Origin of the sequence: Ponticaulis koreensis DSM 19734 (genome assembly GCF_000420665.1) — a bacterium.
GTDB classification, from domain to species: domain Bacteria; phylum Pseudomonadota; class Alphaproteobacteria; order Caulobacterales; family Hyphomonadaceae; genus Ponticaulis; species Ponticaulis koreensis.
Window position 1 is genome coordinate 1957397 of sequence record NZ_ATVJ01000001.1, and the last position, 14220, is coordinate 1971616.

At 54.9% G+C, this 14220-nt stretch carries 12 protein-coding genes; 4 read left to right on the plus strand and 8 right to left on the minus strand.

From position 1 onward, the window contains the following. Window positions 1–15: 15 nt before the first annotated feature. From thrC to G523_RS0109980, 3 genes are read left to right on the plus strand one after another with little or no spacing between them, the layout of a single operon-like run. Window positions 16–1401, plus strand: coding sequence for a threonine synthase (thrC, locus tag G523_RS0109970; RefSeq protein ID WP_022694915.1), 1386 nt, complete (start codon window positions 16–18; stop codon window positions 1399–1401). A 12-nt stretch (window positions 1402–1413) separates the two neighbouring features. Continuing rightward, on the plus strand, window positions 1414–1998 hold the full coding sequence (locus tag G523_RS0109975) for a GNAT family N-acetyltransferase (RefSeq protein WP_022694916.1): 585 nt from the start codon (window positions 1414–1416) through the stop codon (window positions 1996–1998). A gap of 26 nt (window positions 1999–2024) precedes the next feature. Beyond that, window positions 2025–3122, plus strand: coding sequence for an EAL domain-containing protein (locus G523_RS0109980; protein ID WP_022694917.1), 1098 nt, complete (start codon window positions 2025–2027; stop codon window positions 3120–3122). Here G523_RS0109980 and G523_RS0109985 read toward each other — a convergent pair. After that, entirely contained in the window at window positions 3119–3697 is a 579-nt protein-coding gene (locus G523_RS0109985; RefSeq protein WP_027441615.1) for a YqgE/AlgH family protein, read from the minus strand. The two genes, G523_RS0109980 and G523_RS0109985, sit on opposite strands and share 4 nt — an antisense overlap. Window positions 3698–3851: 154 nt before the next feature. Between G523_RS0109985 and G523_RS0109990 the strand changes: the two genes are divergently transcribed. Next, window positions 3852–4334 carry a peroxiredoxin gene (locus tag G523_RS0109990; RefSeq protein ID WP_022694919.1) on the plus strand — a complete coding sequence of 161 codons (483 nt, stop codon included), beginning with the start codon at window positions 3852–3854 and terminating at the stop codon, window positions 4332–4334. A 48-nt stretch (window positions 4335–4382) separates the two neighbouring features. On the opposite strand, the gene G523_RS18915 is transcribed toward G523_RS0109990, so the two are convergent. The 7 genes from G523_RS18915 to G523_RS18925 all read right to left on the minus strand — a co-directional run bounded on the left by G523_RS18915 (window position 4383) and on the right by G523_RS18925 (window position 14105). Further along, a complete protein-coding gene (locus G523_RS18915) occupies window positions 4383–5165 on the minus strand; it encodes an ABC transporter ATP-binding protein (protein WP_022694920.1) in 783 nt (260 codons plus the stop codon). A gap of 9 nt (window positions 5166–5174) precedes the next feature. Continuing rightward, window positions 5175–6017, minus strand: a complete 843-nt coding sequence (locus tag G523_RS0110000; protein WP_022694921.1) for an ABC transporter permease — start codon at window positions 6015–6017, stop codon at window positions 5175–5177. A gap of 35 nt (window positions 6018–6052) precedes the next feature. Then, on the minus strand, window positions 6053–6628 hold the full coding sequence (locus G523_RS0110005) for a hypothetical protein (RefSeq protein ID WP_022694922.1): 576 nt from the start codon (window positions 6626–6628) through the stop codon (window positions 6053–6055). Window positions 6629–6646: 18 nt separating this feature from the next. After that, entirely contained in the window at window positions 6647–10912 is a 4266-nt protein-coding gene (locus G523_RS0110010) for a glycosyltransferase (RefSeq protein WP_199285721.1), read from the minus strand. Between the two features lie 314 nt (window positions 10913–11226). Next, window positions 11227–12120, minus strand: a complete 894-nt coding sequence (locus tag G523_RS0110015; protein ID WP_022694924.1) for a WcbI family polysaccharide biosynthesis putative acetyltransferase — start codon at window positions 12118–12120, stop codon at window positions 11227–11229. A gap of 540 nt (window positions 12121–12660) precedes the next feature. Next, window positions 12661–13356, minus strand: coding sequence for an acyltransferase (locus G523_RS20355; protein WP_022694925.1), 696 nt, complete (start codon window positions 13354–13356; stop codon window positions 12661–12663). Next, complete coding sequence (locus G523_RS18925) at window positions 13353–14105, minus strand: sulfotransferase family protein (protein ID WP_022694926.1); 753 nt, start codon at window positions 14103–14105, stop codon at window positions 13353–13355. Before G523_RS18925 ends, G523_RS20355 begins: the two co-directional genes overlap by 4 nt. Window positions 14106–14220: the final 115 nt, after the last annotated feature.

Genomic DNA, 14220 nt, shown 5'->3' on the forward strand with positions numbered 1-14220 from the left:
AGAAGGAAGCGAGTGATGGAATACGTCTCGACCCGTGGTGGAAGTGGCCCCGTAAGTTTTGCAGATGCCTGCCTCTCCGGTCTGGCACCGGATGGTGGTCTCTACACGCCTGTCGAATATCCAAAGCTCGCACCGGCTAAACCGGGCGAAAGTTATTTCGAACTGGCGACACGTATTCTGTCCGCATTCTCTGCAGGGTCCATCTCGCCGGACGTCATGGCGGGGCTGGTTGAGAAGGCTTACTCAAGCTTTGCGCACCAGTCGGTTACGCCGCTCAATCAGGTTGGACCGGATCGCTGGCTTCTTGAACTGCACCACGGCCCGACGCTGGCGTTCAAAGACGTGGCGATGCAGATCATCGCGCAAATCTATGATCATCTTCTGGCCGAGCGCGGTGAACGCCTGACGGTTCTGTGCGCGACATCCGGCGACACGGGCGGCGCAGCCGCAGCGGCCTTTGCGGGCCTGAATTCGGTCGACGTTTTCATTCTTCACCCATATGGCCGTATCTCGCCGATCCAGCGTCGCTTCATGACGTCTACCGGCGCATCGAACGTGCATAACCTTGCGCTCGATGGCGACTTTGACGGCTGTCAGGCGATCGTGAAATCTCTGTTTGGCGACACAGCCTTCCGTGATGAAGTGAGCCTGTCAGGTGTGAACTCCATCAACTGGACCCGTATTGCGGCTCAGTCTGTCTATTTCGCGGCGGCTCAGGGCGCGCTGGGCGCGGACCGCAAGCTGCGCTTCGTTGTGCCTACCGGCAACTTCGGTGACGCTCTGGCGGCCTATGTAGCGGCGCGCTGCGGCATGCTGAATGGTCTTGAGCTGGTTTCAGCTGTGAATGCCAATCGCACCATGGTCGACCTGATGGAAACGGGTAGCCTGTCCAAACGCTCTGCAATTGCAACGCACAGCCCGGCAATGGATATTGCGCTTCCGTCAAATGCGGAGCGCCTGTTGTTTGAAGTCATGGGCCGTGAGCCTTCTAAGCTGAAAAACTTCTATGACAGCTTCACCCAGTCCGGTGAGGCTGAGCTGGACGACCAGTCCAAGGGCGCGCTGAAATGCGTTGGCGTGAAAGCTGTCAGCATTGATGACGACGTCACTGCGCGCGAGATGAACCGCCTCTATGATGAGACAGGCACGCTGCAATGCCCTCACACGGCCGTTGGCTCCGCGTCTGCGCGGGAAGTGCCAACCGACTGCGTTGATGTCATCCTCTCAACGGCGCATGCCGCGAAATTCCCTGAGACGATTTCCGAAGTCACGGGCAAGACACCGCCTCTGCCAGAGCGGAGCGAATCATTCCTCGCACGCGATGAAGAGTTCGACCGTCTGGAAGCCGACCTCGGCAAGGTTCGCGAATATATCCGCGAGCGTGTAGGCGGGGCGCGCTAAGCGCGGCGTTTCATGCTGGGGCGCCTGTTCAGCGACGATGTCATTGAGCTCGAGGTTGGTGGTGCAGACTTTCTGCTGCGTCTGGCGTCGAGGGGTGATTATCTGAACTGGCGCCGCGCACGTGCAGAAAATCACGCATTTCTGAAGCCCTATGAGCCTGTCTGGGCGGAAGATGCGCTCGATGAGGACCGCTATCGTCTGATGGTGCGTGATGCGCGCCGTGCATTCCGCTATCAGAGCGGCGCGGTGATGTTCCTGATCCATACAGATGAAGGCGAAGTGATTGGCGGCATCAATCTGTCCAATGTCCGTCGCCGCGTCGCGCAAATGGGCACGCTCGGATATTGGATGAGCGAACGCTGGGGCGGGCAGGGGCGTATGACCCGCGCCGTGGAACGCATGGTTCGGTTTGCCTTTTATGATTTCAACCTTCATCGTATCGAAGCAGGCTGTATTCCGGATAATGAAGCGTCTGCCCGGGTTCTGCTGAATGCCGGTTTTCGCGAAGAAGGGTATGCAGAAAAGTATCTGCGCATAAATGGCGCCTGGCAGGATCATCGCCTGTTTGGCATCACCCGTCCTGAAGATGACCTCTGACCGCCGGTGTGCCCGTGGAGCAAAGTATGAGTGACGCGCAGTATAACCTGTCCGAACTGGCCCCTGATCGCAGTGCAGCTCTTGAAGCTGCGCGTGTCAGCGTTTGGGACTGGAACCCGGCGTCAGGACATCTGCGCATTCGTGCGCATGGCGCGGCTGTCATTCCCGAAATTGAAGGTGACTGGAAGCTTGGTGCATTTCAGTCGCTGCTGAAAGGGCTGTCGGCTCGTGCGCTTGAGGGCGCTTTGACCTCCCGTCAGGGACATATTTCACTCCTCCTGCTTATGGCGGATGGTCGTCGTTTCCGCATGGTTGGCGCGCGTGGTGAGGACGGCGAGGCGCGCGGTCTTCTATTCCTGGCGGACGCCGTAGATGATGTGCGCGCGCGACCAGCCATCGAAGCCGTCTTCCAGCCGATTATTCGTATTTCCGATGAGAAGCCGGTCGGCTTTGAGGCGCTCGCCCGTTGGCGCGATGATGACAATAAGCTGCGCCCGGTCGGTGAATTCTCCATCTCCGGGCATCCGTTCACGGGTTCTGATCTGGCCATCGAAATGCTGAGACAGACAGGCGATGCGCTTTGTGAGTGGTCAGCGGCATTCCCCGCGGATTCAGTGCATGCGCAGGTCAATCTGACCGGCAGCGACCTGTTTCAGGCTGACGTGATCCAGACCGTAGAAGACCTGATGGGGCAGGGCCGATTTTCGAAAGAGGCTTTGCGTATTGAGCTGACCGAGCAGGCGGCTCTGCGCGACTTCGATGACGGAGTTGCCGCGGCTGCTGCGCTCAGTGCATCCGGCGTGACGCTTATTCTGGATGACTTCGGGTCCGGCCATTCCTCGCTTGCCTGGCTGGCAGCCATTCCGGCGAGTGCGATCAAGCTTGACCCACAGCTCACCCAGATGGCGGGCTCGCCGCGCGTCGATACGGTGCTAAATGGTGTCTGCAAGTTGGCACGCGAGCTTGGTATGTCGATCACCGCAGAGGGCGTCGAGGATAAGTCAAAGGTCGCTTTCCTGCAGAATATCGGCTGTGACTATGTGCAGGGATATGCCTATGCCCGCCCGATGACGCGCAGCGATGTGATTAGCTATCTGAAGAACGAAGGGTTTGAGTCAGCCTAGGCGCGGCCCGCTGTGCCCGGCTGAAGCTGGGATGGAGACACGCCGAGCTTTTTCATCGCCCGTTCCCATTTTTCATCAAAATCGGTGTCGAAGATAATGTCTTCGTCGGCATCTGCGACGAGCCAGACATTCTGTTTCAATTCGGCTTCAAGCTGATTCGGGCCCCAGCCTGAATAGCCAAGCGCCAACCGGCTGCGAATCGGCGGGTCAGCGGACGCAATTGCGTTCAGGACTTCTTTCGTCGCAGTGAGACGTAGCCCATCCGTGATGTTGACCGTCGCGCCAGCGCTTTCAAAGTCTTCAGAATGAATAACGAAGCCGCGATCCTGACCAACAGGGCCGCCATGCAGCACGGGTTCATCCGGTAACAGGCCGAGAATGGGCACATTCAGCTGATCAAGCAGGTCTGGCAGGCGCAGATCGCCCATTTCCTTGTTCAGGACAATGCCCATGGCATGCTCTTCGGTGTGGGCGCAGAGCAGGATGACAGATTTCTCAAAGCGCTCATCATCAATGCCGGGCATTGCGATGAGCAGTTTGCCTATCAGTCCTTCGGTTTCCTGCAATTCCATCATAGCTCCAGAAGAATTGACGCTATCGTCTCCCGAAGCAGGCATTCTGGCAAGTGGCAGGTCATACAATCGCGATCAGAGCACGGTTCACACTGGCGCGAGCCATCGCATTTCGGTAAGGCTAGATGAAACAAACCTGACCTGAGGAGACCCGAACGTGAGCATTTCTGTCGGCGATAAACTACCTGAAACAACTTTCATGACGATGGGTGCAAGCGGCCCTGAGCCGGTCGCGTCTGCTGACTTCTTTGCAGGCAAAACCGTAGCGCTTTTTGCAGTTCCTGGAGCGTTCACGCCTACTTGCTCCGCTAAGCACCTGCCGGGCTTCAAAGAGAAAGCAGGCGATCTGAAAGCTAAAGGCATCGACACAATCGCCTGCACATCCGTGAACGATGTATTCGTTATGGATGCCTGGGGCAAAGACCAGTCCGTCGGCGAAGACGTCGTTATGCTCGCAGACGGCAATGGCGCTTTTGCTGATGCGATCGGCCTCGAAATGGACGGTTCCGGCTTCGGCATGGGCAAGCGTTCGCGCCGCTATTCCATGGTCGTTAAAGACGGCGTGGTCGAGCAGCTGAACGTTGAAGAAGGCCCGAGCTTTGAGGTTTCCAGCGCGGATTACATGCTCGGCAAGCTCTAAGCACAGGCCAGCTTAAAGAATTGCGCCGCAGGAAACTGCGGCGCTTTTTTATGCTTTGTTTTCCAGCTTTTTCGGATTTACGCGTTTGATGCGACGCGCATTTTCATACTGGGCAAGAACGTCCTCAGGTGCGCCATCCATCATGGTGCGCCCCTTATCCAGCCAGATCACGCGATTGCAGGCCTCGCGTATGATGCGGGTGTTGTGGCTGCAGAGTACGGTGATGCCGGAGAACTCCAGAAGGCTCTTCATACGGTCGCGCGCTTTTTCCTGAAAATCGCGGTCGCCAACGCCGATCCATTCGTCGAGCAGCAAGATCTCCGGAGAGAAGGTTGTCGCAATGGAGAATGACAGCCGCATAGCCATGCCAGACGAATAGGTCCGCACCGGCATGTCGATGAAGTCACCAAGCTCGGAAAAGTCGATGATTTCCTGCTCGACTTCAGCGATCTGATCTTTGTTCAGACCGCGCATATAGCCACGCAGATAGATATTCTGGCGCCCTGTCGATTCGGCACGCGTGCCGAGGCCTACATTGAGCAGTGAAGAAATCTGGCCCTGCGTCTCAACCGTGCCCGCTGTCGGCGTATAAATGCCGGCAAGCGCGCGCAGAATGGTCGACTTGCCTGAACCGTTGCGCCCGATAATGCCGAGGCGCGCCCCCGCGCGAAGGTCGACGTTGAAATTATCGACCGCGAGAATGAATGAACGCTTCTGACGGGCAACAACGTCACCACGGCCCGACGCGTCGGAACTTACGCGTTCTTCGGGCTTGTTCAGGCCGATGACCGGATAGGCGATTGTTACGTCTCTGGCGATTAGATGAACCATGTTGCGCCCCTAGAACCAGAAGACCATGCGCTTGCGGAAGCGCGCATAGAGACCAAATGCCAGTACCGTCACGATCAGCGCCAGCACGGATGTGAAAATCCAGCTGTCGACAGGAATTTCATTGTCGAGCACGGGCGTTCGGAACAGCCACAGGAAGTGGGTGAACGGGTTCCACCAGAGATATTTCATCGCGTTTGGCAGGGCTTCGGGAAACCAGAAGATCGGCGTCAGGAAGAATGTGACGCGCATGGTCGTTTGCATGAACTGGCCGAAGTCCCGGAACCGCAGCGAAATCACGCCAATAAGAAGCGTCACCGCATATGAGGTCCAGATCGTCAGGAATAGCGCAGGGATCAGCGTCAGCGCAGCCAGTCCAACCGGATATCTGTAGAAGGCCAGTACAGCGACCGCAGCGATAGCTGTCAGCAAAAGATTGAACAAGCAGCGTATGACAATAATCACCGGGTAGCCGGAGATCGGGATCGGGTCATTCCGGATCCAACCTTCAAACCCCTGAAAGATCGTGGTGGCCGAGTTCACAATGTTATTCATGAACTGCCAGACCAGAACGCCGAACGTCAGATAAAGAATGAAATAGTTGGGTCCGCGCGGGCTCTCCATGATCGGCATAAAGATCAGCGCTTTCACGCCCACAAAGGCCAGAAAAGTGATCGTAATCCAGAGCACGCCGAAAAAGGTCCGGCGGTAGCTTGTTTTGATATCTTCCCAGGCAAAGGCCAGCCAGAAGCGATGCAGGGAAAGCGTTTGCTTCAACTCGCCAAGCAGCGTCTGCACGGGAGACGTGTTTGATGAGACAGCGCTTTCAGGCTGGATACGGGTAAGTTCATTCATACGCGAAGAGGCGTCCTGTTGTTCGGAAGCTCGGTTTATTCCGGAGCAACTGTTCCGGATACGATATCGATTTCACGGATATAGGCGACATGGTTGCGAATGTCGTCCCCTTCGCCGAAATCAGCCGGACTGCCAAGCTGTTCACCGCTAATGCGCAGCAGGCCTGTCGTTTCGCTGGTGTCGACGCTGAATGGGATTTCAACTTCTTTCGCCTGGTAGCGTGATTCCATGTCGGCGAAGGCGATTTCCGCGACGACCGGCTCGTTGTCATTGAACTGGAAACTGACGGAGCGGGATTCGATTTCGCCATTTGTCGGGAAGTATGGGGTGTAGCTCACCACGATATTGCCCTGACTACGTGTCAGGTTGAGTTCGATCAGCATGCTTTCGGATGACATCCAGCCGCCGTCATGCTTGGGCGCATATTCGCCCTCCAGAACACCATCGTCGGAAACGATACCGTTCGCAAAAAGTGACGGGATCGCTGTTTCTTCGACGGGTGGCGCAGAGGCTGCAACGTCATCGCTGGCGGGCGTTTCATTGCTATTGCCGCATGCGGCGAGGCCAAAGCTGAGCAAAAGAGCGGTCAGGACAGGAGCGTGTCGGCTCATATCGAAATTCCTCGGTTTCTAGCGCAGAGTACGGTTTGTAATCCGGCGTTTGATTCCTTCGACAACCCGCTGACGTAAGCGCGCGGCAGAAATGCCGGTCGCGGTGCCGCGATCAGTTGCTTCAGGCGTTGGTGTAACAAGATGATCGTAAATTGCGACACCATTCAGGCAAAGGCTCAATTGTCTGCCATCCTGAGCAAGGCCACCTTCGCCGCCTATGATGAATTCGATCAGATAGGTTTCTGCAGGCTCGGCATCACGCAGATCAATGATCAGGTGTTGCTCGCCAGCTTGGGCGCTGTCGGCATGCTGAACTTCGCCGTTGATCAGAATCCGGTATGGCGTGGCATTGATCACCAGATCGCGGAAGAAAGAGATATCCAGTTTCAGGCTCTCTATCTTGCTAGATCCATCTTTCGGCCTGACGACGAGCGCGGCTTCGCGGCCCTCCATCCATTGGTGCCCTGATTCAGGGAAGCTCCAGTCACCCATTTGCCCGGCGCTGAGACCGCCTGACAGAGATGACTTTACGACTGTGTTCACAGGAATGTCTGCGACACGCCCCATCATGATAAATTCGGATTCAAAGTCGCGACCGGACGCCAGAACATCATCAGGCGTGGATGGCGTTTCTGTGGTGTCTGCGAAAGCTGGCGCCGGTTCCGAAGGTTCGGCAGGCGCTGGCGCATCTGTCTTATCCGGATGCGAAGCCAGATACAGTGAAGAGGCCAGTGAGAAGCCTGAGAGCATCACAGACAGCGTGCGCAAATCACCTTCAGGCACAAAGTTCCGGTCCGGTGCGAGCTCAATGCGGTAGACATCATCATCGGACAAAGCATCAGACGGGATATCGAACAGGATAGAGCGTTGGTCGGTATCGATCAGTTCTTCGTGCGCTTTAACGCCATTGACCGAGAAAACGAGATTCAAAGCGCCTTCATCTAGGGCGAGCGTCTTTGTAGACAGGAACATTTCCACCCGCTTTGGGGTATCGAAACTGTTCCAGCCGACGTGGATGACGCCGCTCGAACCGACGAGCCAGACACCATCTGCTTCCATATGGCTCCAGCCCTCATCAAGGGAGGTGCCATCAAATCCCGATGCTGCGGACACAAATTGCCATTCGCCATCTTTGACAGGCGTTGGAATGATGTCTGACTTGGGTTCAACCGGTTCCGGTTTTGGTTCTGGCGCTGCAGCCGGCGCAACAGGCTCGGGAGCAGGAGCGATAGCCGCGCCTTCTTCGCACTTGATGGTGAGTTCTTTGACGCTGATGGACAGATCACGGACGTCACCTGGAACATCTGCCGTGAGCTTGGCGACGAACTCCATAACAAACGTTCCGCCTGGCAGGATTGCGCCCGGCGGGATGCCGATGTCGAACAGCATGAAGTTCTTGTTGAACTTATATGTGCCGATCTCTTCGCCGTTGATAAGGACGGTCATGGTCTGCCCGGAAGCGACCAGATCGCCCACAGTGCTCGCGGCCAGATAGATGCGATGCGGAACACCTGCATTCTTAGGGGCGCGCAACAGGAAGCCCGCGCGTCGACCGTCCATCCAGGTGTGCGCAGCTTCAGGGAAGCTCCAGTCACCCAGCATGAAGTCATGCTTCAGAATCTGGCCGTTGATCGTGTAGGTGGTTTTGCTCTCGAACTCGAAGAACTCGTCTTCCTCGATACGGACAGGGAAGGGCACAGCCTCGCGGTGTTCGTCGACGGTTTCTTCGTACGGCTCTGCCGGTGGCTCGAGTTCGAAATACTCGGCGAGCTTTTGATAGTAGCGGTCGTGCGAGAAATATTTGCTTGCGAAACGGAAGCCGTCCTGAGCGCGCTGGCGTCTGGCGTCTTCGCTCTCCAGAAGGCTGAGAATATCGTCAGCCATATCCTCAGGCGAGGTGGCGACGTGGAAATACTCTTTGGCTTCGTCTGCAAGATCGTAAAGCGCGCGGTCGTTGATCGCGAAAGCCTGTCCGTCGCTCAGCGTCTCGATGACTTTGGTCGGGAAGCCTGTGCCTTCGGTAATCGAGAGCACGGTGACTTTGGCCATCTGGTAGATCACGCCAAGATCATCAACGCGCCCTAATGGAACGATCGAGGTTGGATACTTGGCCAGCTGCGTTTCATCGACTTCGTTGACGACGCGCGAAATGCTACCCGCGATGAAGAGGCGATACCCTCTTGGCGCAAGGAAGGGCAGGAAGGTCTTCTCGATGAAGGACAGAAGCGACACATTGTTCGCCGGGTGGCTGGTGCCGACGTAGAGCATGTCGACTTCAACCGTGTCCACATCGTGCAGCAGCATAGCCGTCTTCATGTAGACGTTTTTCTGGATATTATCCTTCAGATAGGTTTCGCACGCGACCGGATCTGAAATGTCGACCCGATGATCCCAGAGGCCCGCGATCGGGATCGGACGAAGCACTTCGACTTTATTGTTTTCGGTCTCATAGCTTTCTTTGAGCGGACCTGCGATCGCGATGGCATAGTCTGCGAGTTCAGAGGTTTTCTGCTCGTCGAGACGCTCGCGCTTGTCGAGTTCATTGTTCCAGCGTGTGTCGAAATCGCCTTTGTCGCGAAGCTTGCGACGGATGCGATTCTGGTGCTCCAGCCAGTCATGAAGCTCCACCACCACTGGCGCATCCACGTCGGAAAAGACGTTGCGGACCATTGGCAGAGAGTAGGCATAGTTTGTGAAAATGCCTTTGAGATTGAACCGGTCCAGCGCCATCTTCGTGGTGCTGTTCAGACCGAAAAACCGTTCCATATAGGAGCGCTGCGCCGAGTGAGCGAGGTTTTCGCGCTTGTCCATATACTGCGGATTTGAGAAGCCTGCTTCGGCTATCCGTCCGGACAGCATTGATCCGAATAGCGGCAGAAATTCGAAATCATCCCAGCTTTTGAAGAAGCGGCTGACGCGTTCTTTCTTCCAGGCGTTATAGCTGTTCGCGTCCTGAAACGGCCATGGGATGTCGATCATGATCGTGAGAACGTCGAGATCTTTAAGCGCTTTGAGGTGCCCGCGTTGCACGAATTCCGAGCCACCCGAATCGCCGCCCATTGCGAGATAGACGACGGCGCCCTGATAATTTTTTAGCGGCGGCTGATCAAAGCCCTCGGCGTTCTTCTCATGCAGTTCGAACAGGCGGCCCAAAAAGCCGCTTTCTGCATAATATTCGAGGCCGCTCTTAGTTGCGCGCAATGATGCGCGGTCAAACTTCGCTTTTTTGAGTTGCTTCAGCAGAGCTTCGGCGAAAGAACCGGCAGAGAACTCTGACGGGACAAGCAGATTGTAACCGTCGAAAGTTTCGGCAACGTCGATATCCGGTGAGGTGAGCAGCATTTTGCCGCCAGCCAGCATCTCAACGGCAACGCCAGACCCGCGAATGCGGTAGGATTCCGGTTCATAGCCGAGGAAGCAGATATCGGTTTCGTCGATGGCCGTCTGGTATTCTTCGGTTGAGAGCTTACCGAGGATTTGAATGTTGTCGTACGTTTTGGCGAGGTTTTCCAGCGTACGACGGGCTGTCTTGATCTCGACGGTGTCATTCAGCGGAGAGGAGAAGGTCTGCAGCTGGAAGCGGATTTTCTGGAAATCATCGCCCAGTTCTTGAATCATCCGGTCAATCACGCCGGGCAGAAGCTGGAAGCCCTTCTCATGACGCGCTTCACCAAGGAAGGCGATAACCGGCCGCGGGTCGTCGCCCATGCGCTGCTCGAAACAGTGGTCGGGCAGAGGGCCAACCATCATTGGGAAGTGAAGGCCGACCTGTTCTTCATACGTCTTCTGCAGCCGGATTGTCTCTGTATGGAAAAAGGCGTAACGGCCGATAAAGCCCTGCTGATTGTACTTATTCAGGATGTCGCAGAAGGTATAATTGCCAACGCGCTCGCCCTGAATGAGCTCCGGAAGAATGTAGATTTGCGCATACAGTTTCGGACGCAGATGGTCCGGCCGCAGCATAAGGAAAACAAACCATGCATGCGCCAGCGGCGTGGAGACTGTGTGGCAGTAGAATGTGTCGTCCGCGGTGAAACGGAGTTCCTCGTCAATTGCGAGCAATTGCTGGAGATGGATTTCCCAGTCATGCAGCTCGTATTCGTCGTTGAACTCTACCGGAATACGGCGACGGCCCTCCGAGATGCCCGGAAAATCAAAGGCCAGCGCTTTGAAATGCGCACGGATTGAAAAGCCGAGCTTCTTGTTAAGTGCTTTCGATTCGGGAAAGTGGCGGTTGGCCAGAATGGTGACTGCGTAGCCAGACTCGACTGCACTGGCAGCCACACGGACAGATGTCTGATAGTTGTGGCCGGTACCGATCTGCAGGTCTGGATCGAGAATAAAAAGCCGTTGCTTTGCGCTTTTTTTGCTTCTCGCACGTGAGGTGCTTTTTATTTCTCTGAACATATCAAATCGTACACTTAATGCGGGCCTGAAATTATTCCCGACCTGAACGCAACTGACGTGTTCATAAAGCTATACGCCGTAGGTGGCGTCAACGCCCGAAACCCCAAAACGCGTCGTCCTGGCCAGATATGCTTAGCGACGCCCCACCGATACAGATGTATCGGAGTTGAGAGCGTCGCCAGCGGGTATGACTATGCCATCGCCGGAGCGAATTTGAGTGGTGTAAGCGGTTGCAGATCCATGATGCTGCATTTCTTCGAGCGGCAGAATTCGGCGAAGAATTTTGCGCTCATACGCATTGCCGTTTCACGCGACACGTCGATAGAATTGCCTTCTACCTTGCCTCGTACGACCTGAGACGTGCGGTATTCAAACCCCAGTGCTTCGGCGAGGTAATCCGGAACCGGAAAATAAGAGCGTGTGACGAGATCATTCGCAGCCGGTGGAATCAGACGCGGCGTTGCTTTCTCACCGAGATGTTTGACCAGACGGTCGCCCAGCTCGCCGAGTACGCTTCCTGCCGGAAGATTGAAGTTGTAGAATGTCTGAGACTTTCTGCTTTCGGAAGCGATGAAGTCCGCAATCTTAACGTCGAAATCCTTCTCGGCGTTCTGATAGCTGCTGACCGCAGAGTCCCAAGTTGCCTGGACATCGATTGTTTCACCGGGTGCCGTGCGCACGAGTAGGTGGATGACATCTTCCACATCAAGGCCGCGCTTCATCAGCTCGAGAATGACGGAGTAGTGATAATCTCCAGCCAGTGCCGGGTTGTATAGGAACTCGCCTTTGGAGATGACGTAGCCGACATCAGGCTGGAGGCCATAAAAGACCAGCGGAGCGAACGGGATAACCGCGCTGCCATGCTTGCCTTTTAGCGCGTCAATGCTGAGATCGTCGCCCTTATCGTACGATGTGAAAATAACATCATAGTTTCCAAGATTGTCTTTGACTGTGGCCTTGGTCGCCGGGTCGAGAAATTCCGGCTGATAGGAGTCTACCTTCTCAAACAGATCCAGAGATCTGAAGTATTCACCCAATGCGTGGTGACAGTGGTCTGACAAGACCACCAGCGACAGGTTACTCATAAAATTGTCCCTCGTTCAGTACGCCTGAAACGCAATGCACGACAACAATAGTCCCCACTGCCGCCATGAGTGAAAACATGCACTCATAAACATCACGTCCCGTGGTGGGCAATCTATAGATATCGAGTCAGGTGTCCAGCCGAATAAGTGTGAATTTCAGTAGTAAAGCCGCACGTATTCCCGCGTTACAATGACGCCTGATTGAAGGGTTTTAACAGGGCACGACATCAGGGAAGCACCTTCTGGTAGTGTTTTTTGTGCACTAAGGGGCGGTAGGCCTGAAAATCCGGCGAATTCATTGTGAATTCTTGCTACTTAAAGCGGAGCGAACTGAGTGAGACGGCAATTTTCGGCACTGGGGATGTGGAGATGTCGAATAGAATGAAAGTTTAAATATATGCAGTGCTGAACTGAATTTGACCGGCGATGAGCAGTAATTCGGCAGAAAAACAGGTTCAGTTTTGTTATGCAGGGATGTGAGCTACTTGCAAAAAAAAGCGGGACCGTTTGCAGGTCCCGCGATTTTGAAGCCAGTCGACGTTATACGCCGCTTTGTAACTCAGAAAGGATGCCTTCTTCCATTTCGTTCGGGCCCATCGGAGACCGACACCAGGAGACGTTGTCTTTGATCTTCTTGGCTGGAATCCCGCCAAAAATGGTTTTCGCTGGCATGTCGGACGTCAGGATGGAGCCTGCGCCCAGAATACCGCCCGGACCGATACGAACATCCGGCATGATAGTCGTACGGCGTCCAATCCAGACATGCTTGCCAATCTCGATTTTACGGCGATGGGCGTTCACGACATCCATGGTTTCAAGGTCGATAATGCCATGCTGGTCATTAGACTGAAGCAGGATTTCATCTGACCAGAGACCGTTCTCGCCAATTTTTACATCAGCCAGGTCCATAACCATACGTGCAGAGTTGATCGTTACACCTTCACCAATACGCAGAGTGCTTGGTCGCCATGTGCGGATATTAGCGAAGATGTGTCCGGCTGTATGAATCTCGATTTTTGCGCTGCCCGGGCCGATTACGAATGTCAGATTGCCGTTCAGATTCGGCTTGGAGATCAGAATGTCGACATTGTTACGGTTACCGCCAATTGGGGGCGATTTAAACTGAAGAGCCCCCATTGAGGATTGTGGAGCGCGGACGCGGCAGTTTCGAAACAGGCTGCGCTGCCCTTCGGGCATAAATTCTGCGAGGTCGAATTCCTTCAGCTCCTCACTCATACGTATTCCTCTCCCCAGAAGTCAGCTGGTTTGTTGCAATAATAAAATAGGTTCTGGACGTCTTTTGAGAGCGTCTTCTGAATTTCGGCGATCCGTTCTTCAGAAATATCTTTGACTGACCAGCGCTTCACATCGGTTGCATAGGCTGCGCCGACATTGTGACGCTCTGGCGGGATCTGGTCGCCGATTTCGTCAATGCCGAGGAAGTGGAAGATGTCGTTCATCGTCTCGGCGTGCTTGCTGATCAGGTCTTCCATGAAGACGACTTTGATCTGACGAGTTGGGAAGAGCGCAAGATAAGCCTGCAGCTGATAGTAATACCGTGTGCGGTCGATAAAGAACTTCCGGTGCTGTTCATGCGCCAGAGATTTTTCAATATCCTTGAAGGTGTGGGCCTGCGTGCGGGACCAGTGATTGAAGTGTGAGACAATCCGCTTGATCGGTTCGCGGACGATGTAGATAATCTTCATGTCCGGATTGAGGTCGTAAATGTTCTGCGGAACGTCAGGAAACTCGTCGCGGAAAGAATATTGCGGCGTGGATTCAAAATAGATTTTTACGCCGTCACGAACTTTGAAGTTCGATTTGTACCAGTCGTCGCCCTTATCCATGAAGCGTGAGAAGTACATCAGCTCTTTATCACCAGCGCCAAAAACCTGCGGATGTGCGTCCAGATAGTTGTGAAGAGATGTCGTGCCTGCCTTGCCGGCGCCAACAACGATCAGGTTAGGAATGGTCGTGTTCTGCATCGGGTCCCCTCACTCTACAGATATCGTACCTTACTCAGCTACTCTGCGTGATTTCAATAATCAACACCGAGTTTCCAGAAGTCGGACGTGACGAAAATTCTTTTGGGGAGGTGCA